At 70.9% G+C, this 21,177-nt stretch carries 18 protein-coding genes; 8 read left to right on the forward strand and 10 right to left on the reverse strand.

Annotation, left to right across the window (positions count from 1 at the left end; all coding sequences use genetic code 11):
- Positions 1–63 precede the first annotated feature (63 nt).
- Positions 64–957: a LysR family transcriptional regulator gene (locus ACWD6N_RS18135; RefSeq protein ID WP_354966115.1), complete on the forward strand. Its 894-nt coding sequence runs from the start codon at positions 64–66 to the stop codon at positions 955–957.
- A gap of 61 nt (positions 958–1,018) precedes the next feature.
- Here ACWD6N_RS18135 and ACWD6N_RS18140 read toward each other — a convergent pair whose 3' ends face one another.
- Together ACWD6N_RS18140 and ACWD6N_RS18145 are read right to left on the reverse strand one after the other, a co-directional pair.
- Complete coding sequence (locus ACWD6N_RS18140; protein WP_354966114.1) at positions 1,019–1,477, reverse strand: iron chaperone; 459 nt, start codon at positions 1,475–1,477, stop codon at positions 1,019–1,021.
- Positions 1,478–1,550: 73 nt separating this feature from the next.
- Positions 1,551–2,006, reverse strand: a complete 456-nt coding sequence (locus ACWD6N_RS18145; RefSeq protein ID WP_354966113.1) for a carboxymuconolactone decarboxylase family protein — start codon at positions 2,004–2,006, stop codon at positions 1,551–1,553.
- A gap of 169 nt (positions 2,007–2,175) precedes the next feature.
- Between ACWD6N_RS18145 and ACWD6N_RS18150 the strand changes: the two genes are divergently transcribed.
- A complete protein-coding gene (locus tag ACWD6N_RS18150; RefSeq protein ID WP_354966112.1) occupies positions 2,176–4,425 on the forward strand; it encodes an ATP-binding protein in 2,250 nt (749 codons plus the stop codon).
- A gap of 4 nt (positions 4,426–4,429) precedes the next feature.
- Here ACWD6N_RS18150 and ACWD6N_RS18155 read toward each other — a convergent pair whose 3' ends face one another.
- Genes ACWD6N_RS18155 through ACWD6N_RS18165 form a run of 3 tightly spaced genes read right to left on the reverse strand, consistent with a single transcriptional unit; the run spans position 4,430 to position 7,258 of the window.
- Positions 4,430–5,146, reverse strand: a complete 717-nt coding sequence (locus ACWD6N_RS18155) for an NADPH-dependent F420 reductase (protein WP_354966111.1) — start codon at positions 5,144–5,146, stop codon at positions 4,430–4,432.
- Positions 5,147–5,184: 38 nt separating this feature from the next.
- Entirely contained in the window at positions 5,185–6,216 is a 1,032-nt protein-coding gene (locus ACWD6N_RS18160) for an LLM class flavin-dependent oxidoreductase (protein WP_354966110.1), read from the reverse strand.
- Entirely contained in the window at positions 6,209–7,258 is a 1,050-nt protein-coding gene (locus tag ACWD6N_RS18165; protein WP_354966109.1) for an LLM class flavin-dependent oxidoreductase, read from the reverse strand. The genes ACWD6N_RS18160 and ACWD6N_RS18165 overlap by 8 nt, the downstream gene beginning before the upstream one ends.
- Before the next feature lie 105 nt (positions 7,259–7,363).
- Here ACWD6N_RS18165 and ACWD6N_RS18170 point away from each other — a divergent pair, with 105 nt between their 5' ends.
- The gene (locus tag ACWD6N_RS18170; RefSeq protein WP_354966108.1) at positions 7,364–7,855 is read left to right on the forward strand and encodes a MarR family winged helix-turn-helix transcriptional regulator; all 492 of its coding nucleotides are present in this window, start codon (positions 7,364–7,366) and stop codon (positions 7,853–7,855) included.
- A 72-nt stretch (positions 7,856–7,927) separates the two neighbouring features.
- Here the strand turns inward: ACWD6N_RS18170 and ACWD6N_RS18175 are convergent, their stop codons facing one another.
- Together ACWD6N_RS18175 and ACWD6N_RS18180 are read right to left on the reverse strand one after the other, a co-directional pair.
- Entirely contained in the window at positions 7,928–8,698 is a 771-nt protein-coding gene (locus ACWD6N_RS18175) for an SDR family NAD(P)-dependent oxidoreductase (protein WP_354966107.1), read from the reverse strand.
- 56 nt (positions 8,699–8,754) lie between these two features.
- On the reverse strand, positions 8,755–9,315 hold the full coding sequence (locus tag ACWD6N_RS18180) for an NADPH-dependent FMN reductase (protein ID WP_354966106.1): 561 nt from the start codon (positions 9,313–9,315) through the stop codon (positions 8,755–8,757).
- 268 nt (positions 9,316–9,583) lie between these two features.
- On the opposite strand from ACWD6N_RS18180, the gene ACWD6N_RS18185 reads away from it, so the two are divergent.
- Positions 9,584–9,982: a DUF2267 domain-containing protein gene (locus tag ACWD6N_RS18185; RefSeq protein WP_354966105.1), complete on the forward strand. Its 399-nt coding sequence runs from the start codon at positions 9,584–9,586 to the stop codon at positions 9,980–9,982.
- A gap of 33 nt (positions 9,983–10,015) precedes the next feature.
- On the opposite strand, the gene ACWD6N_RS18190 is transcribed toward ACWD6N_RS18185, so the two are convergent.
- A complete protein-coding gene (locus ACWD6N_RS18190; RefSeq protein ID WP_354966104.1) occupies positions 10,016–11,047 on the reverse strand; it encodes an aldo/keto reductase in 1,032 nt (343 codons plus the stop codon).
- Positions 11,048–11,181: 134 nt separating this feature from the next.
- Here ACWD6N_RS18190 and ACWD6N_RS18195 point away from each other — a divergent pair, with 134 nt between their 5' ends.
- A complete protein-coding gene (locus ACWD6N_RS18195) occupies positions 11,182–11,772 on the forward strand; it encodes a TetR/AcrR family transcriptional regulator (protein WP_354966103.1) in 591 nt (196 codons plus the stop codon).
- A gap of 113 nt (positions 11,773–11,885) precedes the next feature.
- On the opposite strand, the gene ACWD6N_RS18200 is transcribed toward ACWD6N_RS18195, so the two are convergent.
- On the reverse strand, positions 11,886–14,888 hold the full coding sequence (locus ACWD6N_RS18200) for a S8 family peptidase (protein ID WP_354966102.1): 3,003 nt from the start codon (positions 14,886–14,888) through the stop codon (positions 11,886–11,888).
- A 403-nt stretch (positions 14,889–15,291) separates the two neighbouring features.
- Here ACWD6N_RS18200 and ACWD6N_RS18205 point away from each other — a divergent pair, with 403 nt between their 5' ends.
- Both ACWD6N_RS18205 and ACWD6N_RS18210 read left to right on the forward strand, forming a co-directional pair.
- Entirely contained in the window at positions 15,292–15,792 is a 501-nt protein-coding gene (locus ACWD6N_RS18205) for a SigE family RNA polymerase sigma factor (protein WP_354966101.1), read from the forward strand.
- On the forward strand, positions 15,785–16,498 hold the full coding sequence (locus tag ACWD6N_RS18210) for a hypothetical protein (RefSeq protein ID WP_354966100.1): 714 nt from the start codon (positions 15,785–15,787) through the stop codon (positions 16,496–16,498). The genes ACWD6N_RS18205 and ACWD6N_RS18210 overlap by 8 nt, the downstream gene beginning before the upstream one ends.
- 28 nt (positions 16,499–16,526) lie before the next feature.
- Here ACWD6N_RS18210 and ACWD6N_RS18215 read toward each other — a convergent pair whose 3' ends face one another.
- On the reverse strand, positions 16,527–16,910 hold the full coding sequence (locus tag ACWD6N_RS18215; RefSeq protein ID WP_354966099.1) for an MmcQ/YjbR family DNA-binding protein: 384 nt from the start codon (positions 16,908–16,910) through the stop codon (positions 16,527–16,529).
- A gap of 325 nt (positions 16,911–17,235) precedes the next feature.
- Here ACWD6N_RS18215 and ACWD6N_RS18220 point away from each other — a divergent pair, with 325 nt between their 5' ends.
- Positions 17,236–21,171, forward strand: coding sequence for a ThuA domain-containing protein (locus tag ACWD6N_RS18220; protein WP_354966098.1), 3,936 nt, complete (start codon positions 17,236–17,238; stop codon positions 21,169–21,171).
- Positions 21,172–21,177: the final 6 nt, after the last annotated feature.

Raw genomic sequence — 21,177 nt, forward strand, 5'->3', positions numbered from 1 at the left:
CAGTGCCGTGCCCGACTCGAAAGGAAAAGCAAAGAGTTCTGTATGAGCGTTAAGCTCTGCTACATGATTGATGTGCGACGCATGCAGGTGCTGCGGGCGGTGGTCACCAGCGGGTCGGTGACTGCGGCGGCGGCGCACCTCGGCTACACCCCCTCCGCCGTCAGCCAGCAGGTGGCGGCGCTGGAAAAGGAGGCCGGCATCGCACTGCTCGAACGAATCGGCCGAGGTGTGCAACCCACGGCGGCGGGCAGACTGCTCACCAGGCACGCCGCCATCATCAGCCAGCACGTCGCCGAGGCCGAGACCGCGCTGGCCGACCTGCGCGCCGGCCGTACCGGCCGGCTGACGATCCGCTACTTCGCGTCGATCGGCCCGAGCCTGCTGGCGCCCGCCCTCGCCAGACTCCGGCGTGAGCACCCCGGCGTGACGATCGATGCAAAGGTGACCGATCCCGATGATCCGCTGCCGAACGTCGAGCAGGGCAGTGCCGACCTGGCCATCGTGGTACGCCGACCGAGCGACGACAGCCACCAGGGCATCCGCGTGGTGCATCTGCTCGACGACGCGTACCAGGCCGTGCTGCCCACCGGGCACCCGCTCGCTGCGCAACGGGTGATCGACCTGGCCGACCTCGCGGGCGAGCCCTGGGTCGGCAGCGAACCCCCCGGTCCCTGCCTGGAGCCCATCATCGACGCCTGCGCCGCGGCGGGCTTCAGCCCGAACATCGTGGCGACGTCGGAGGACTACGCCACGGCTCAGGGCTTCGTCGCGGCCGGCCTCGGCATCAGCCTCATCCCCCGACTGGGGCTGGGCACCCGCCATCGTGGCGTCACCATCCGCCGGGTCCGTCGCCCGGAGCCGATCAGGACGATCTACGCCGCGGTCCGGGAGGCCTCGCTGACGCAGCCCGCACTGGGCGCACTGATCGACGCACTCAGAGACGCCACGAAGGAGTGAAACGCCTCGGCGGGAGGTCGGCGTGAGCACCTCCGACCTCCCGCCGAGAAGCACCCTGTCCTCAGCTCACCGCCTGCCTCACGAGGGCGCCGATCCTCGCCTCGTCGTCGGCCGTCAGCTCGGTCAGCGCGAAGTAGCACGACCACATGCTGCCCTCGTCGAGGTTCGCCTGGTCACTGAAGCCGAGCGTCGCGTACCGCGTCTTGAACTTCGCCGCGCTCTGGAAGAAGCAGACCACCTTGCCGTCGCGGGCGTACGCGGGCATCCCGTACCAGAGCTTCGACGTGAGGACCGGCGCGTTGGCCTTGATCACGGCGTGCAGCCGCTCGGCGATCACGCGGTCCGACTCCGACATCTCGGCGATCTTCGCGAGTACGTCTTTCTCCGGGTCGGCCTTGGCACCCCGCCGGGCGCCCGTCTTCAGCTCGTTGGCGCGCTCCTTCATCGCGCCGCGCTCCTCGTCGGTGAAACCGCCGTGCTGCTCGCGGTCGGCGGTGGTGGTCTTCGTGGTGGTCGACATGACAACTCCATCGGTGAGTGTGGCTTCGGGTGGTACGGGTCGGTGCGGTACTGCCGGTTCGATCAGGAACAGGTCACCATGTGCCCGCCTGCTGGCAGGTGGGCGCGTTGAGCCGGTTGAAGGCGTTGGTCATCGCGATGTTGAGCAGCAGTGCGGCCAGCTCCTTCTGGTCGAAGTGCTTGGCGGCCAGGTCCCAGAGCTGGTCCGGCACCGGGTCCGGTCGGTCGGCGAGCCGGGTCACGGCCTCGGTCAGCGCCAGCGCGACCCGCTCCTCGTCGCTGAACCAGGGCGTCTCCCGCCACGCGGCGACGGCGTGCACCTGGTCCGCGGTCGCACCATGCTGGCGGGCCTGGTGGGCGCCCCCGGCCACACACGGGCCGCAGCCGTTGATCTGGCTGGCCCGCAGGTGGCTCAGCGCCAGCAGCCTGCCGTCCAGCCCGCCGCCCGCGACGGCCCGGTTGACGGCCATCAGGGCCTCCATCGCGTCGGGGAGCAGAACCGCCGGGTTCGGCATGCGCTCGGTCGACATGGCTTCTCCTTCGTCCTCGTCGTCGGTGTCTCTGACGGGAGTCATCCGACCATCGGCGTGCCGGGGCATGCGCGGTCCGTGGGACACCGTGGGACACGGAGACCCCTGTCCAGCAGCGCAAACGCAGCGCCGATCCGCTTGCGCGGGCCGGGACGGTACGGTGTTGCAGGTGTCCAGCCCCCAGGAGCGACTGGTGGCTCAGCTGGCCCGGATCAAGGAGCTGAGCGGGCTCAGCCTGCGCGCCCTCGCCCGCGAGTCCGGTCTGAGCAGCTCCTCGCTGTCCCGGTACCTGACCGGTCGGCTGGTGCCGCCGTGGGACGCCGTCGTGACGCTGTGCCGGGCCGTGGGGCGTGACCCCCGGCCACTGCGTGCGGTGTGGGCCGAGGCGGCTCAGGCCGGCCCCGCACCCGTCCCACGCCGCAACGACCTGCCGGCCGACCTGTTCGACTTCACCGGCCGGGAGGCGGAGTCCGGGCTGGTCGAAGAGCTGCTGCGTACCGCTGGCGCGGTTGCCATCGACGGCATGGCGGGCGTGGGCAAGACCAGCCTGGCCGTGCACGTGGCCCATCGGCTCGCCCCTTCGTATCCGGACGGCGGGCTCTACCTCGACCTGCACGGCTTCACCCCGGGCCAGGAGCCGCTGGATCCGCAGATCGCGCTGGGCCGGCTGCTGAGCGCGTTGGACGTCACGCACCCTCCGGCCGGCGCCGCCGAACGGGCGGCGCTCTGGCGGTCGGAGTTGTCCCGCCGGCGGGCGCTCGTCGTGCTCGACAACGCGGTCGACGCGGACCAGGTGCGCCCACTGCTGCCCGGCGCGGGCAAGTCGACGGTCCTGGTTACCAGCCGGCACCGGCTGGTAACTCTGGACGGGGTGCCGCCGGTGTCCCTGGAGCCACTGGCCGACGGCGACGCGGCGACCCTGTTCGGCCGGGCGGCCGGCCTCGCACTGCCCGAGGAGGAGGCGGTCGGCCAGGTGCTGCGGCAGTGCGGCGGGCTTCCGCTGGCACTACGGATGGCGGGCGCACGGCTCCGTCACCGTCCAGGCTGGACGGTAGCGGTGCTGGCCGAGCGACTGCGCGATACGGCCAGCCGTTTCGATGCCGTGTTCGGCATGTCGCTCCAGCAGCTCGACGCGGTCCAGCGGCGCGTGTTCCGGCTACTGGGCCTGCTGCCGGGCGCCGACTTCGACGCGGCGGTGGCGGGCGCGCTCGTCGACCTGCCGCCCGACCGGCTCGACGTGGTTCTGGAGGAGCTGGTCGACGCCCACCTGATCCAGGAAATCTCGCCCGGACGGTACCGGACGCACGACCTGATCCGGCAGTACGCGGCGGACCTCGCCGCCGACGAGGAGCCGCAGGCCGAAGCAGCCCTGCGCCGGGTCCTGACGCACTATCTGGCGCAGGCGGTCGCCCACGATCGGACGCTGCCCTCGCCGTACCGCAGCGAACCCGCGCCGGGCGATCCGGCGAAGGCCATGGCCTGGTTCGACCTCGAGTACGTCAACCTGATCGCCTGCTTCGACGCCGCCGTGCGCCTCGGCATGGACGAGGTGGTTGCCGAACTGCCGCAGGCCATGCGGGTCTGGTTCTTCCGGCACCGCGGCACCGACGACCAGGCACGCCTGCTGGAAGCTGCCGCCGAGGCAGCGGCACGTCTGGGCCGCGACCAGCAGCGCGCTTCGCTGCTGGCGGACCTCGGCTACGCCCGTGCCGCCGCCGGACGTCTCACCGAGGCGGTCTCCGCCTACGAGCTGGCGGAGCGGTCCGGGCCCGACGACGACGACCTGGCAGCCGGTCTGGCGCTGCGCATCGGCCTGGTCCGCCGGGATCTCGGCGATTTCGAAGGGGCGCAACCGCACTTCCGGCGGGCGCGCGAGCTGTTCGAGAAGATCGGGCGCCGCGCCGGGCAGTCCCAGGCGCTGGCCTTCGACGGCTGGGTGACACTGCACCTCGGGCGGCACGGCGAAGCCGTCGAACTCGCCCGGGCATCCGTCGCCCTGGCCGACGGGCCCGCCCAGATCACCGGGCTGGTCACCCTCGGCGTCGCACTGGCGTCGAGCGACCCGGCAGAGTCACTGCGGGCGCTGCACGACGCGTTGCGGCTCTCCGAGCAAAACAACCTCCAACACAACCAGGCGTGGTGCCACAACTATCTCGGCGTGGCGCTGCGGGTCATGGGCTCACCCGAGAAGGCTCTCGAACATCACCGGCGCGCCTTCGAGCTGCTGGAACCGCTCGCCGAGGTGCAGATGGAGATCGACTTCCTGCACACCTACGCCGAGACGTGCCGTGTGGCGGGTCGCCGTGACGAGGCGCTGGCGCTGCTCGACCGGACCATCGAACTCGCGCGTGAGCTGCGCCGGCCGCACGACGAGCAACTTGCCCGGGCGGCGCGGGAAGCCGTACGCGCCGGCCGCTGATCGGCTACGCCGCATCCGGCGACGGCGCGGATCGCGCAGCGGCAATGGTCCGTCCACGTTCGGATCCGGGAAAGCGGTCGAGCATGGCCCGCACCTCGTCGGCAGTGACGTTGGCGCCGAACAACTCGCTGCCCGGTTCGAGCCGTACGCCCTCGGCGAGGGGACCGGCGACGACCGGATCGAAGCCGAGCGCGTCGACAAGGGACGCGACCACCGCGAGATCGGCGGAGTCGTCGCCAGCAATCGCGATGGCCTTGCGGCCGGCTGCTTCGGCGGGCCGCGCCTCGTCCTCAAGATCGTGGTAACCCATGTGGTTGAAGGCCTTGACGACCCGGGAGCCGGACAGGAACTCCTGGACGGTCTCGCTCGACGAGGTGCGCGGGTTGGTGAGGTCGTCGCGGATGCCGTCGATCTCCCACCAGTAGTTCATGGCGTCGACGACGAGCTTGCCGCGCAGTGCCTCGGCGGGGACGCTGCGGTACTTGCCCAGCGGAAGGGCGAGGATCACGATGTCAGCGCCGGCCGCGGCGTCGGCCGCGGTGGTGGCGACCGCTCCGGGCGTGAGCACCTCGACGGTGAGGGCGATCTTCTCCCGGTCGCCGGAGCCGGCGACGAGCACCCGGTAGCCGGCGGCGAGGGCGAGCCGGGCGAGCACGGTGCCCACCTTGCCGGCGCCGAGGACGGCGAGGGTCTGTGCAATGTTCCGGCCGTTGCCGTTCATGTCTTCCTTCCGGGGGCCGATGCGGGCGGTGGAACGGGTCAGCTGGCCAGGATGTCGCGGACCAGGGGGATCACCTTGCTGCCGTACAGCTCCACGGCGCGCATCCGGGCACTGACCGGCTGCGCTCCCGCCGTGTAGATGAGGTCGAAGCGGCCGACACCGACGCTGCGGATCGCCCCAGCGATGCGGCGGGCCACGGTCTCCGGTGAGCCGATGTAGAGGGAACCGTGCTCCACCTCGGCGTCGAACTCCTGGCGACGGATCGGCGGCCAGCCCCGCAGCCTGCCGATCCGGTCCCGCATGACCCGGTAGTGCGGCCAGTACAGCTCCTTCGCCTCCTCGTCGGTGTCGGCGATGAAGCCGGGGGAGTGCATCCCGACCGGGTGCGCGGTCGTGCCGAGCTGCTCGGCGGCCCGCCGGTAGAGGTCGATGTAGGGCGCGAAGCGGTCGGGAGCCCCGCCGATGATCGCGAGCATGAGCGGGAGGCCGTACCGGGCGGTACGCACGACCGACTGCGGCGACCCGCCGACGCCAACCCAGGTGGTGAGGCGCCCCGACTCCGTCTTCGGGAAGACGTCCGCGTTCTCCAGCGGAGCCCGCATCGTGCCGCTCCAGGTGACCGGCTGCTCGTCCAGCAGCTTGGCGAACAGTTCGATCTTCTCCTCGAACAGCACGTCGTAGTCGCGCAGGTCGTAACCGAACAGGGGGAAGGACTCGGTGAACGAGCCACGGCCGAGGATGACCTCGGCCCGGCCGTGCGACAGCGCGTCGACCGTCGCGAAGCGCTGGAACACCCGGACCGGGTCGTCCGAACTCAGCACGGTCACTCCGGAGGCGAGCCGGATCCGCGAGGTGCGGGTGGCGATACCGGCCAGCACGGTCTCCGGCGTCGAGACCGAATATTCGGGCCGGTGGTGCTCGCCGAGGGCGATGACGTCCACGCCGAGCTGGTCGGCCAGCACCGCCTCGTCGACGACCTGCCGGATGGCCGCCGCGTAGGAGATCGGCTTGCCTGAGTCGTCCTGCGGTACGTCGCCGAAGGTGTCGAGGCCGAACTCGAGGTCAGACATTGGTGGGCTCCTTCGCCAGCAGCTCCCGGACCCGCGGCGCGACCTCGCTGCCCAGCAGCTCGATGGTGCGCGCGCGTGCCTCGCGGGGCAGGTGCATGATGTCGTATTTGAGGTCGAAGCGGCTCAGCCGCAGATCGCGGGCCACCGTGGCGATCTTCCGCGCGACCGTCTCCGGCGACCCGACGAACAGCGCTCCGTGGTCGATTTCGGCCTCGTAGCGCGCGCGGTCCGGTTTGTAGAAGCCGCGCTCCTCGGCGAGCGCCGCCACGACCGGCTGCCAGTACCGCCACCACGTCTCCACCGCCTCCTCGTCGGTGTCCGCGACGAGGCCGAGCGAGTGTTGCCCGATCGGCCGCACAGTATGCCCGGCCTGTTTGAGCGCCCGGAGGTAGAGGTCGACGTGGCCGGCGAACCGCTGGGGACGTCCGCCGATGATCGCGAGCATGAGCGGAAGCCCGTAGCGGGCGGCGCGGACCACCGAGTTCGGGCTCCCGCCGACGCCGATCCAGGTCGGGATGCCGCCTGCCCGCATCCGCGGATGCAGCCGCTGCGCGGTCAGTGGGCTGCGCACGGTGCCGGACCAGGTGACCGGTTCGTCGCGCTGGAGCCGTACGAAGAGGTCGAGCTTCTCCTCGAACAACCGCTCGTAGTCCGCCAGGTCGTAGCCGAACAGGGGAAACGATTCGGTCGCCGACGCGCGCCCGAGAACAAGCTGGGCCCTGCCGTTGGACACCGCGTCGAGGGTGGAGAACTCGTGGTAGAGCCGCACCGGGTCGTTCGTGCTGAGCACCGTGACCGAGGTGCCGAGGCGGATCCGATGCGTCGCCGTGGCGATCGCCGCGAGCAGCACGGGGGTGGCCGAGTCGTTGTGGCCCTCCCGGTAGTGCTCACCCAGGCTGAACACGTCGAGCCCGACCGACTCCGCGAGCCGCGCCTCGTCGACGAGCAGCCGCACGGTCTCGGCGTCGCTCAGGACCCGGTCGCCATCGGTGGCCACCTCCCCGAACGAGTTGAGGCCCAGTTCGAAGCCTTCAGCCGTCATGTCTCCTCCTCATGCGGTCCCGCCGACACCCCGGAAAGGGGCCTTAGCGGTTGACACGTCAATGATGCTAACCTGCCAATTGACGCGTCAACCAAGGAGAATCGGATGACAAGGGCCACACCCGAGCGGCGGAGAGGACGCCAACTGCCGACCGCGGAGGAGCTACGGGTCTGGCGGGACTTCATCGAGACGACCGGAGAACTCAAGGCGCAGCTCGCGTCCCGCCTCCAGATCGAGTCCGCGCTCTCGCCGGCGGACTACGCCGTGCTGCTCGCCCTGAGCGAGGCGCAGGACCGTCAGATGCGCTCGTCCGAACTCGCGACACACATCGGTTGGGAGCGGAGCCGACTCTCCCACCACCTCGGGCGCATGGAGCGGCGCGGACTCATCCGCCGCCAGGCGTGCCCCACCGTCCCCCGAGGGGCGGAGGTGCTGCTCACGCCGGCCGGCGCCGAGGCGTTCCAGGGGTCCACCGTTCCGCACCTGCGCGCCATTCGCGAGCTCTTCGTCGACGCTCTCACGCCGGAGCAACTCGTCGCGGCGGGCGAGATCGCGGAGGCGCTTCGCGCGAATCTCGACCCGCGCGACGAGGAATGAGTCGGCGTCCGCGAAAGCTCGCCGGCCCACGCCGGTAGCTGGCCCCGCGTGCGAGCGCACGCCCGGTGCGGATCAGGTGAAGCTGGCGCCGCCGTCGACGAGCAGTGACTGGCCGTTGACGTAGGCGCCGTCGTCGGAGAAGAGGAACGCCACCATGGCGGCGAGGTCCTCCGGCCGACCCAGCCGCGGCGAACGTACCGTCGCGAGCATCTGCGCGCGGAACTCCTCGGTGGTGGACTCGAGCGCGGCGCCGGTGAGAACCACGCCCGGCGACAGAAGGTTGGTACGGACGCCGTGCTTGCCGCCGAGGCTCGCGGTGTGCCGGGTGAGGCCGATCAGTCCGCTCTTGGCCGCCTGGTAGGCGACGCGTTCGGGCTCGCCCAGCCACACCGCGCTCGACATGGTGTTGACGATCGAGCCGCCGCCGTTCCTCATCATGATCGGCAGGGCGTGCCGGATGCCGTACATGTAGCCGGTGAGGGTGACGTCGATGGTGTGCTGCCAGACGTCGAACGGTACCGAGGTGACGTCGGCGTCCCGGCCGAGGTTTCGTGGCGACAGATCCGCGGCCACGTTGAACAGGCCGTGCAGGCCATCGAACCGGTCGACGGTGAAGGTGATGACGTCCCGGTAGGACTCCTCGTTCGTGATGTCGAAGCCTCGCGCCACGGCTGTTCCGCCGGCGGCGGTGATGTCGTCGACCACGGTCTGGGCGGCGGCCTGGTTCAGATCCGCCGCGACGACCAGCATGCCTTCCTCGGCGAGGCGGATCGCCGTCGCGCCGCCGATATTGCCCGGCGCCGCACCGGCGACGAGGGCGACCTTGTCCTTGAGTCCACGCATCGCGCAGTTTCCTTCCACGCTTTCCGGGGGGTGGCGTTGATCGGTCCGGTCGAGCCCTACGCGGCGCGCAGGGGAGCGAGGGCCTGGCTCCAGGCCACGACCTGGTCGAGGGTGGCGTTCAGCGCGTCCCGCTGGAAGTCGTTGGGCTTGAAGACGCTGAAGTTCTCGAAGTCGGTGAAGAGCGAGAGCGCCACCTGGGACCGCACGTCGGCCAGCTGCAACTCAGCAGAGATCAGCCGCAGGTGCTCCACCGCCCGCGCGCCGCCCACCGAGCCGTAGCTGACGAACCCGACGGCCTTGTTGTTCCACTCGCTGTAGAGGAAGTCGATCGCGTTCTTCAGCGCGCCGGACGTCGAGTGGTTGTACTCCGGCGTCACCATCACGAAGCCGTCGAACGACGCGATCTTTCGGGCCCACTCCAGCGTGTGCGGTTGCTGGTACTGGCCCATCGCCGGCGGGTACACCTCGTCGAGGTGCGGCAGCTTGTAGTCGAGCAGGTCCACGAGCTCGTACTCGACGTCCGTGCGCTGCCTGGCGACGTCGTACACCCACTGCCCGACGGCCGCGCCGTTTCGTCCCGGCCGGGTGCTGCCGATGATGATGCCGATCCTGGTCATGTGCGGTTCCTCCTTGTACGGGGCACCCGAGCGGTGTCCTTGCGTGGCGACGCAACGGTACGTCAACAGCTTGCTTCGTCAAGCAAATACAGCGGACGCATGTTCACCGTCACATCGAACCCGACAAGAAGCCCGGACCGGCCCGAACCGCATAATCCGGATGAGCAGACGGATCGGGTACGCCGTGCCCCGCGCCGTCGTGTGACCTCGTTTGTCGACATGGAGCCTGGGAACTCGACTGCTTCAACGGCGAGAGGAGGGCCGCACGGTGAACGACAACGAGTTCCTCGACCTGGTGGCGACGCGATCCGGGATGTCGTCGGAGCAGGCGACTGCCGTCACGCAGGCCACCTTGACCACCCTGGCCGAACGGATCGATGGCGGAGAGGCGCGTGATCTGGCCGGCCAGCTTCCCGACGGGCTGCGGGCGTACGCCTTCGGCGGCAGTGAGACCGCGGAACGGTTCGGCCTCGACGCCTTCGTCGACCGGGTCAGCGGCCGCGCGGACGTCGACGCGGACGCGGCGAGGGACGGAGTCACGGCGGTCTTCGACGTCCTCCGGGACGCCCTCGACCCCGCCGGCTATGAACAGGTGGTCACCCAGTTGCCGGCGGAGTACGGCGACGTCGCCGACCAGACCGCGCCGTTCGTCCGCCGGCAGGCCTGACGGTCGCACGACGCGATCGTGGACGGCCGAGCGTCACGGGAGCGGTCGCCGGCGCCGCAATGACGGGTCGAGCAGGGCGGGCGGGGTGTCGAACTTCTCGTGCGCGGCAAGGTCGACGCCGGGCGGGACGATCGCGTCGATCGCGTCGAGCACGTCAGCGGTGAGCACGGTGTCCGCCGCGGCGAGCTGAGAGCGCAGGTGGTCCATGGTGCGGGGGCCGATGATCGCGCTGGTGACGGCGGGGTGCGCGGTGACGAACCCGAGCGCGAGCTGGATCATGGTCAGGCCGGCCTCGTCGGCGACCTTGGCCAACCGCTCGACGGCGTCGAGCTTGGCCCGGTTGGCGGGGATGGTCGTGTCGAAGCGCTGCGGCATGAACGCGGAGCGGTTGGTGGCGATCTCCTGGCCCTCGCGGATCGCGCCGGATAGCCAGCCGGAGGCCAGGGGGCTCCACGCCAGCACGCCGAGCCCGTACTGCTCGGTCACGGGCAGGACGTGGGTCTCGATCCCGCGCTGCAGGATCGAGTAGGCGGGCTGTTCGGTGACGTAGCGGCTCAGGTGGTTTTCCCGGGCGGCCCACTCGGCCTGCACGATGCGGTACGCGGGGAAGGTCGAGGAGCCGAAGTAGCGGATCTTTCCGGCGCGCTGCAGGTCGGTCAGGGCCGACAGCGTCTCCTCGTCGCTGGTCCGCGGGTCCCACCGGTGGATCTGGTAGAGGTCGACGTGGTCGACGCCCAGGCGGCGCAGGCTGTTGTCCAACTCGGTGACCAGCCAGCGGCGCGAGCTGCCCTGATGGTTGCGCTCGTCGCCCATGGGCATGTTCGCCTTCGTGGCCAGCACGATGTCGTCGCGGCGGCCGGCGATCGCCTTGCAGACCATCTCCTCCGACTCGCCCTGGCTGTACATGTCGGCGGTGTCGATGAGGTTGATCCCGGCTTCGAGGGCGACGTCGACGATGGCCGTGGCCTCGTCCTGGGTCGTCTGGCCGATCTTGCCGAAGTTCATCGCTCCGAGCGCGAGAGAACTGACCTGCACACCGGTGCGGCCCAAGGTGCGGTACTGCATGACGTGTTTCCTCCACTGGTCGGTTGGTTGTCGGTCCTCTGCTCTGGCATCATGAGCAAGCGGAACCTCGTTCCGTTAGAACCATACGGAACAGTGTTCCGTTTGCCAAGGCCGGTGACGGAGGGAACAGCGCGGTGACCCAGGGCGACGGGATTGTGGCGGGAGTGTCCCCGCGCAAGCGGGCCGATGCCGTACGCAACGAGAAGGCCCTGCTCGACGCGGCCGCCGCCGTCTTCGTGAACTCGGGCGTGGAAGCGCCGGTACGAGACATCGCGGCCAGAGCCGGCGTCGGGACGGGCACGATCTACCGGCACTTCCCGACGCGCGCTGATCTGATCATCGCCGTCTACCGGCACCAGGTCGACGCCTGCGCCGAGGCCGGTCCGGCTCTGCTCGCGAGCAGTGCGACTCCGCACGCCGCCCTCGGGCGATGGATCGACCTCTTCGTTGACTTCCTGGTCACCAAGCGCGGACTTGCCGGCGTGCTGCAGCCGGACAACGCCGGCTTCGACACGCTGCACGGCTACTTCCTCGACCGCCTCGTGCCTGTGTGCAACCAACTGCTCGACGCGGCAGCGGAGGCCGGCGAAATACGCCCCGGCATGGATGCGTACGAACTGATGCGCGGGGTCGGCAATCTCTGCATCGGCGCCGACAGCGACCCCAACTACGACGCCCGGCGCCTGGTCGAGCTGCTCATCGCCGGACTGCTCCGCCGAGGGTAGTCACGGCCCTGCCGGTCGTGGCCGCACCGGAACCGGCTGCTCCGACGCCCCCGATGGCACTGGTCCGGGGTGGACGGCGAAACGCCGCCGCCCACCCCGGACCGGGGCCTGGGTCAGGCGATCCGGTAGGCCCGCTGGATCGTCTGCGCCACCGTGTTGCCAGCGGTGTCGGTGGCCGTCATGCGCAGCGACACGAAGCCGGGCCGGCGCGGATGCTTGATCAGGGCGACGCCGTGGTGGACCGGCAACGCCACCCACGTCCTGCCATCGTCGAACGACGCGGAGACGCCGAGCGTCCGGTTGGGCGCGGCCGTCGACCCCGGATGCCGGTCCAGTGCCACGGGGATGGTCATCGCCCGGCCCGCCCGGGCCGTGTTGGTGTCGTCCAACGCGGGCGTCGCCCGGGCCGTCGTCAGGGGCAGCGGCTCCGGCTTCGACGTGTGTGCCGAGGTGAAGGTCCAGGCCACCGAGACCGACGTCGACAGGGTGTCCGGAGCACCGCGGGTGACGGTCGCTTCCAGGCGGTAGGTGGCCTTGTCGGCGGGCACCGGGAAGTCCGCGTACGAGCCGTCGGCGGTGGCGATCTCCTTGCCGTTTCTGGACAACCGGTAGTGGACCTGCAGGTCGTCACGGCTGGCGGGGCGGCCGGAGGCGTCGGCGAACAGCGGCGGCGACGCGACCGAGATGGTGTCCCCGTCGCGGCCCACGTAACCGAGCGGCGACCAGGCCGGAGGCTGCGCCACGGTGGGCCCGAAGGGCGCCGCGTTCCAGGTCTGGTGGTAGGTCCTGCCCGCCCGGAAGGTGGACTCCTGCGTGGTGAGGTTGTCGCCCTCGACGAACGTGGACGTCCAGACGAGTCCGCCGTCGGTGTTGTAGTACTCGGTGGCGTGGAACGGCAGGTCGAACGAGGTGCTCGAACCGATCGGGCCCGGGCCCCCGGGGGACGCCGCACGGTGGAAGCGGGTCGCGGTCGCGATGCTGGACTGGCTGCGGTAGGTCGTCTTGACGGTGGCGAGGTTCTTCGGGGAGAGCTTCCTGGTCAGGCCCGTGAACATGTCGCCCTTGCTCACGTACGCGAGGTCGTACGTGTAGGGGCTGTTCCGGAACGTCCCGTCCCGGCCCGGGCGGCCGAGCCCGACGCCCAGTGTGACCGCGAACTCGGGGGCCGCGACGGCGGGCCCGATCCGGCCGAAGAAGACGTCCGCGAACGACGTCCCGCTGAGCTGGACGCCCGGGTAGCGGAAGTTGTCGTTCCAGTTCGCGCTCACGTTGATCGAGAGCGCTGCGGCGTCCCGCTGGGGCACGGTCAGCGAGACCGGCCGGGCGGTGCGGGCGTCGAGCGCCTCGGTGACCGGGCCCCGTACGTCCAGGACCGGCTGCACGAGCAGCGTCGACACGTCGCCCTCGTGGATCGTGCTGTACAGCGCGTAGCGGCCCTTGGGCAGCCGCATCGTGCCACCGCCGGGTTGCCCGGCGAGGGTGGTGAACTCACCGGTGCTCAGGTTCGCCGCCACGGTGTCGTACTCCGTGGCCGGTCTGCCGTCGCGCCCGGTGTGGTCGAGCCGGACGTCGTAGCTCTCGATCTCCCGGTTGAGCGCGAACGGCGTCCGCACCCGCAGGTCCCCGGCGCCGGTCGCGGTCAGCGCGCCCGGGTAGAGGCCGTCGGGGGCGTCCACCCGGGTGTCCACGGTGATCGTGGCCTCGGCGCGGCCGCCGGCCGGCACCATCAGCGTGGCCGGGCTGACAGTGATCATGCCGGTGGGAGCCGGGGTGATGGTGAGCGAGAGGCTGACCGGTGCGGTGCCGGTGTTGCGGTAACCGATGACACGGGTGAACGGGGTGTCGTCGGCGTGGGGCCAGCGCTGGACCGGGAAGTCGATCGCGGCGACCTCAGCGGCGACGGGCTGTGCGACGGCACGACCGATGTCGACCCGCCCGGCGCCCTGGTCGTAGAGGCTGTCGGCGCCGGCCGGCTTGGCCGAGCCCATCAGAGCAGCCTTGAGCTGGGCGCCGGACCAGTCGGGGTGGCGCCCGGCGAGGATCGCGGCCGAGCCCGCCACGTGCGGGGTCGCCATCGACGTGCCCGACATGGGGGCGTAACCGCCACCGGGGGCGGCCGCCACGATGTCGACGCCGGGCGCGCTGATCTCGGGCTTGATGTGGTTGTCGCCGACGCGGGGGCCCCGGCTCGAGAAGTAGGCCCGCTCGTCGTCGGCGTCGACCGCGGCGACGGCGAGGGCGTCGTCAGCGGAGGCCGGCGTCGAGACCGACTTCGGCTTACCCTCGTTGCCCGCGGCGACCACGAAGAGGGTGCCGTACCGCTGGCTGAGGTCCTGTACCGCGGTCTCCAGCGGGTCGAGAGCCGGCGTGTCCGTGTCACCGAGGCTCAGGTTGATCACCCGGGCCTGCGGCGCCGCCCACTGCATCCCGGCGATGATGTCCGAGTCCTGGCACTCCGTGGTGGCGCAGACCTTGCCGACGACCAGCTTCGCGCCCGGTGCCACGCCCCGGTACCTGCCGCCGGAGGCGGCGCCGCTGCCCACGATCGTCGACGCCACGTGGGTGCCGTGGCCGACCGTGTCGCCGGGGTCGTTGCCGCCGGTGAAGTCGTGGATCGCGGCGATCTGCCCGGCGAAGTCGGGGTGGCTGGCGTCGATGCCGGTGTCCAGCACCCCGACCGTCACGCCGTCGCCGTCGAAGCCCGCCTGCCAGGCCGTCGGGGCGCCGATCTGCGGCACGCTGCGATCGAGGGAGACGTGGCGCTTGCCGTCCAGCCAGACGTGGGTGATCCCGGCGGCGAGCGCGCGCGCCGACGACGTGCCGCGGGTGAGTGACGACCACAGCTCGACCCGGTCGTCCAGGCCCGCCCGCACGGCCAGCGCGTTGGCGGCGGGCAGGTCGGCCCGCACCCGCGCGGCTCCGGCGGCGGACCGCGCCCGCGTCGCCATGTTCTCCGGGTACGTGACCAGCAGCGGAAGCTCGGCCCTCCGGTCGTCGTAGCCGAAGTCGCCGAGCGCGGTGAGGTCGAACAGCCGCCGGTCGAGCCGCCCGTCACGCAGCATCGGCACCGCGTCGACCGGGATGACGTACTGGTGGCCACCCTCTCGGCTGCTCACGAACCGCATGCCGGCCCGTCCCGGTCCCCGCTCGATCCGCGGGTGGCCGTCCGCGTCCAGCGACACCCGGTCCCCGGTGATCAAAGTGAAGGTGCCGCGCGGTCCGGAGACCGTTGCCGCAGGCTTCTCCTGCGCGCCGGCCGGGGAAGCCGTGAGGCCCGCCGCTGCCAGCGCGGTCGCGAGCACTCCGGCTGTCAGGGCGCGTCGTTGCCGTCGTCGCACATCGTCCTCTCCGCCACGGGCGTCTCCCGGGACGGCACGATGACGCCTGGCACGGCCGGCGGGTTGATCTTCAGGGGTGTGACGATCGCCACAATCACCCACCGCGCGGGCGCGCCCGGGTGCCCCTCCCGGTTACATGCGCCGGTGACCACGGGACGAGACGTCGGAGAGCGCAGGTCAGATGCGTGACGCCGAGGAGTTCGACGCCCTCTACGCGGCCTGCGCCGGCCGGATCGTGGGTCACGTCTATGCCCTCACCGGCAACCGCAGCGAGGCGGAGGACGCCGTCGCCGAGGCCTTCACCCGGGCGTGGCAGCGCTGGTCGACCGTCCGCGAGGCGGACAGCCCGGAGGCGTGGGTCCGCCGGGTCGCCTCCCGAATCGCGGTGAGCAGTTGGCGCAAGACGTTCAACCGGTTGCGCGCACACCGCCGGGCCGCCGTCGACCAGAGCGTGCCCGGACTCAACGAGGACCACGTCGCCCTGCTGCAGGCGCTGCAACGGCTGACCGCCAACCAGCGTCGCGCCGTCGTGCTGCACCACCTGAACGATCTCAGCGTCGCCGAGGTGGCAGCCGAGATGCAGGCGCCCGTCGGGACCGTCAAGACGTACCTCGCCCGTGGCCGGCGGGCCATGGCCGGAATGCTGAACGAGGCTCGGCAGGAGGAAACCTCCCATGACTGATCCGCACCACGACCTGACGGCTATCGCGGACGCGGTCCGACGAGTCACGACGCTGCCCGCAGCGGGGACGCTGCGCCGCCGTGGCGAGCAGCGCCGGCGGCGCCGCGCGGCCGTCTACGGGGCGGGGCTGGCCGTGCTGGTCGTGGCCGCTGGCGCCGCCCTCCTGCCGGCACGGGACCAGACGCCGGATCGGGCTGTCGGGCCTGCGGCCACGGCCACGGCCACGGTCTCGCCGTCGGTCGTCCCGTCCGTGACCGCCCCGGCCGGACCGCAGGAGATCCTCGGCGGCCGGCGGCAGGTTCTCATCGTGGTGCCCGGCATCGGTCGGGCGGCGCTGGCGATCGGCCGTGACGACGACCGGGTGCGGGCCAGCACCGAGCAGGGCATCGACGACCGCGCGCTCTGGGTCCTGCGCCCCGAAGGAAACAGATTCCGGATCATGCTGGCCGCGGCAAGCGGCGCCAGCCGGGTCTGCATGACCGTGGTGCACGACGCCGTGCCGGGAAGCGTCCGCGGTCGGGTGTGTGACACGACCGCGCAGACGCAGCTCTTCACGATCGAGCAGGTCGCCGACGGCAGTTACTCGATCTTCCAGGGCAAGCGTTACGTCCAGGTCGTCGACGGCACCAACGCCCTGGTCCCCGATCTGCCGGAGGCCCTGACCACGACGTACGAGTTCGAGGACCGGGGCAACCCTCGCGACTGAGTCCGCCGCCCTCGCCGGGGCGGACGGATCAGCCCAGGCGAAGGCTTCCTTCCCCGAGGTCGTCGAGGAGCGCCTGCGGCGCACGCATCCGCCACGCGTCGGTCACGAGCTCCGTCAGGCGATCGACGCCCACCTCCGCCAGGCGCAGCATCACCAGTGGCAGGCCGTCGTAGCCGGGCGTGGTGAAGAAGAGGTCGGGCTCCCCGAGCAGCAGAGCCTGCTTCTCGGCCTCGTCGCCGACGAACACCACCGCGACATCGGTTCGGATCTGGCGCGGCTTGCCCGGACTGCGCTCCGGGTAGGACCAGACGAAACCCCTGCCACCCACGCGGAAGTCGAAGCCCTCGCTGTCGATCTCGACCGCCTGCGGCAGGGCCAGCGCCAGACGGCGAACATCGTCCGCGTCAGCCACCGAGACCCCTCGCGAAGCGCAGAATCGCCATCCGCCCAGGCTACGCGCCGCCAGCCCGAGGATCTGAGTCCGGGCGGACGCCCGGATGAAAAACCGTAATCTGATCTCGCCTGCTGGAGTCGCGGCTGACGTGCGGAGATAACGCTCTCACGAATGGTGGGAGAGCGCTTGACGCGCCGGTGACCCAGCCGCAACGATGCATTTACATGTGTCGCGCTCGTGGCGGCGAACGGCACCTCCGGCGACCGCAACCAGGCTCGGCACCACCCTGCCCACCACCCAGGCGTGATCGGCGCACGCCCCCCGCACCGGGAAAGGACCTACCGTGCGCAGATCCCTGAGATCGTGGCTCGGCGCCGTGCTGAGCGCGATCCTCGTCGTGGGCGGCATCGCGGCCGTGCCACCCGTGGCCAGCGCCGCACCGTTCACCGTGCTGGTGTTCACCAAGACCGCCGGATTCCGGCACGGCTCCATCACCCCGGGCATCACCGCCATCCAGCAGCTCGGCGCCGCCAACGGGTTCACCGTCGAGACCACCGAGGACGCGGCCCAGTTCACCGACGCCAACCTGGACCGGTTCGCCGCGGTGATCTGGCTGTCCACCACCGGCGATGTGCTCAACGCCGCCCAGCAAGCCGCGTTCGAGCGCTACATCCAGGGCGGCGGTGGGTACGTGGGTGTGCACGCCGCCTCCGACACCGAGTACGACTGGCCCTGGTACGGCGGGCTGGTCGGGGCGTACTTCGCCTCGCACCCGGCCGAGCAGACCGCCACCGTCAAGGTCGCCGACCAGGTGCACCCGTCCACCGCGACGCTGCCGCAGCGGTGGAGCCGGTTCGACGAGCTGTACAACTACCGCGCCAACCCACGCGGCAACGTGCACGTGCTGGCGACCCTGGACGAGAGCACCTACAGCGGCGGGAGCATGGGCCCCGACCACCCGATCTCCTGGTGCCAGAACTACTCCGGAGGGCGGTCCTGGTACACCGGCCTCGGCCACACCGACGCGTCGTACACCGACGCGAACTTCCGTCAGCACCTGCTCGGCGGCATCATGACGGCGTCCGGGACGGTCGGCGCGGACTGCGGCGCCACCGTCACCAGCAGCTTCCAGCAGGTGGAGCTGGCCAAGGGCGCGGCCGAGACCGGCGAGCCGATGAGCCTGACCGTCCTGCCCGACCGGGGTGTGCTGCACACCTCGCGCAACGGCGTGATCCGGCACACCGACGCGGCGGGCAACACCAAGGTCGCCGCCACCCTGCCGGTCTACACCGGGGACGAGGAGGGCCTGCAGGGCATCAAGGCCGACCCGAACTTCGCCACCAACCGCTGGGTGTACGCGTACTACGCGCCACCACTGGACACCCCCGTTGGCGGCGCACCGGCCACCGGCACCCCGGCCGACTTCGCCCGCTGGGACGGCGTCAACCGGCTGACCCGGTTCACGGTCAACGCGGACAACACCCTCAACCTGGCAAGCGAGACGCTGATCCTGAACGTGCCGACGAGCCGGGGCATGTGCTGTCACGTCGGCGGTGACATGGACTTCGACGCGGCCGGCAACCTGTACCTGTCCACCGGCGACGACACCAACCCGTTCGACTCGGCCGGGTTCACCCCGATCGACGAGCGGGCCGGCCGTAACCCGGCCTTCGACGCGCAGCGCACCTCGGCGAACAGCAACGACCTGCGCGGCAAGGTCCTCCGGATCAAGCCCGGCGCGGCGGGCGGGTACACCATCCCGGCCGGCAACATGTTCGCCCCGGGCACCGCACGGACCCGTCCGGAGATCTACGCGATGGGCTTCCGCAACCCGTTCCGGATGAGCGTGGACAGGGCCACCGGCATCGTCTACCTCGGTGACTACGGTCCGGACGCGGGCACCGCCGACCCGAACCGAGGGCCGGCGGGCAACGTGGAGTTCGCCCGGATCGACCGGCCCGGGTTCTACGGCTGGCCGTACTGCACGGCCCGGAACGACGCCTACAACGACTACACCTTCCCGTCCGGCCCGTCCGGGCCGAAGTTCGACTGCGCGGGCGGACCGGTGAACAACTCGCCCAACAACACCGGCGTCACCCAGCTGCCGCCGGCGGTCCCGGCGTGGCTGCCCTACGGCGGCTCCGGCTCCCCGCCGGAGTTCACCGGGGGCGGGCTGTCCCCGATGGGTGGCCCGGTATACCGGTACAACCCGAACAACCCCTCCGACGTGGCGTTCCCGGCGTACTACGACGGGACCTACTTCGCCGGTGAGTTCGGCCGTCGCTGGATCAAGAACATCAAGCTCGACCCGGCCGGCCAACCGTTGAAGATCAATCCGTTCCCGTGGACCGGCAACCAGGTCATGGACATGGAGTTCGGCCCGGACGGCGCGCTCTACGTGCTCGACTACGGCACCGGCTGGTTCAACGGCGACGCCAACTCGGCGCTCTACCGGATCGAGTACGCCCGCACGGGCAGGGCGCCACGTCCGGTGGTCTCGGCCACCCCGACCAGCGGTACGGCGCCGTTGACCGTGGCCTTCTCCTCGGCCGGCACCCTCGACCCGGACGGTGACCCGTTCACCTACGCCTGGGACTTCGACAACAACGGCACCACCGACTCGACGGCGGCGAACCCGAGCTTCACGTACACCACGAACGGGACCCGCAGCCCGACGTTGACGGTCCGGGACACCACCGGCAAGACGGCCACCGCGAGCGTGGTCATCACGGTCGGCAACAGCGCGCCGGTGGTCACCGTGAACACCCCGTTGAACGGGCGGACGTTCGCCTTCGGGGACGCCGTGCCGTTCACCGTCACCGTCACCGACGCGCAGGACGGTGCGATCGACTGCGCCCGGGTGAAGGTGAACTACGTCCTCGGTCACGACTCGCACGGCCACCAGCTCAGCAGTGTGCAGGGCTGCACCGGGGTCATCCAGACCTCGGCCGACGGCGAGCACGACACCGCGGCGAACATCTTCGGCATCATCGACGCCGAGTACACCGACCTGGGCGGGGGCGGCCAGCCGCCGCTGACCACGCACACCCAGGCGGTCCTGCAGCCACGGGTACGGCAGGCCGAGCACTTCGGTGACTCGTCCGGCGTCCAGGTCGTCGCGCCGGGTGCGGCCCACGGTGGCGCCGCGGTCGGGTACATCGACAACAACGACTGGATCTCGTTCCGCCCGTACAACCTGACCGGCGTCCAGTCGTTCAGCGTCCGGGCAGGAGCCCCGGCCGGTGCCGGCGGCACGCTGGAGCTACGGGTCGACTCGCCCACCGGGCCGCTGGTCGGCTCGACCACCGTGACACCCACCGGCGGGCACGGCACGTTCGCCTCGTTCACCGGCGGGGTCACCGCCCCGACCGGTACGCGCACCCTGTTCCTGGTGTTCAAGGGCGGCGGCGGGATGTATGACGTCGACGAGTTCACCCTCTCCACCAGCCCCGGCGGTCCCGGACCCGACCCGGACCCCGAGCCGGGGGCCAACCTGGCCCGGGGCAAGCCGGCGCGGGCATCCAGTTTCGAGGGCGCCTACGTCGCGGCCAACGCGTTCGACGGGGCGCTCGGCACCCGTTGGGGCAGCGCGTTCAGCGACCCGCAGTGGATCGACGTCGACCTGGGCGCGAGCTGCAGCATCAACCGGGTCAAGCTGACCTGGGAGGCGGCGTACGGCAGTGGATACCAGATCCAGACCTCACCGGACGGGGTCAACTTCACCACGATCCGGACGGTGACCGGCGGTGACGGCGGGGTGGACGACCTGACCGGGCTCACCGGCTCCGGCCGGTACATCCGGCTCACCGGCACCACCCGGGGCACCGCCTGGGGCTACTCGCTGTTCGAGTTCGAGGTGTACGGCGGCACCGGCGGCCCGACCGGCCCCGGCCCCAACCTGCTGTTGAACAAGCCGACTCTGACGTCCAGCAACGAGGGGGCCGACGTGTCCGGCGCCCAGGCGGTGGACGGCAGCCTCACCACCCGGTGGTCGAGCGCGTTCTCCGACCCGCAGTGGATCCGGGTCGACCTCGGCAGCCCGACCGCGATCGGCCGGGTGAAGCTGAGCTGGGAGGCGGCGTACAGCAGCGCGTACGTCATCCAGACCTCGAACGACGGCACCACCTGGACCACCGTGAAGACGGTGACCGGCGCCGACGGCGGTGTGGACGAGCACACCGCGCTCGGCGCCAACGGTCGCTACCTGCGGATCTACGGCACCGCCCGGGGCACGCCGTGGGGCCACTCGCTCTGGGAGCTGGAGGCGTACGCGAGCTGAACCATC

Source organism: Micromonospora sp. NPDC005163, from assembly GCF_053599835.1.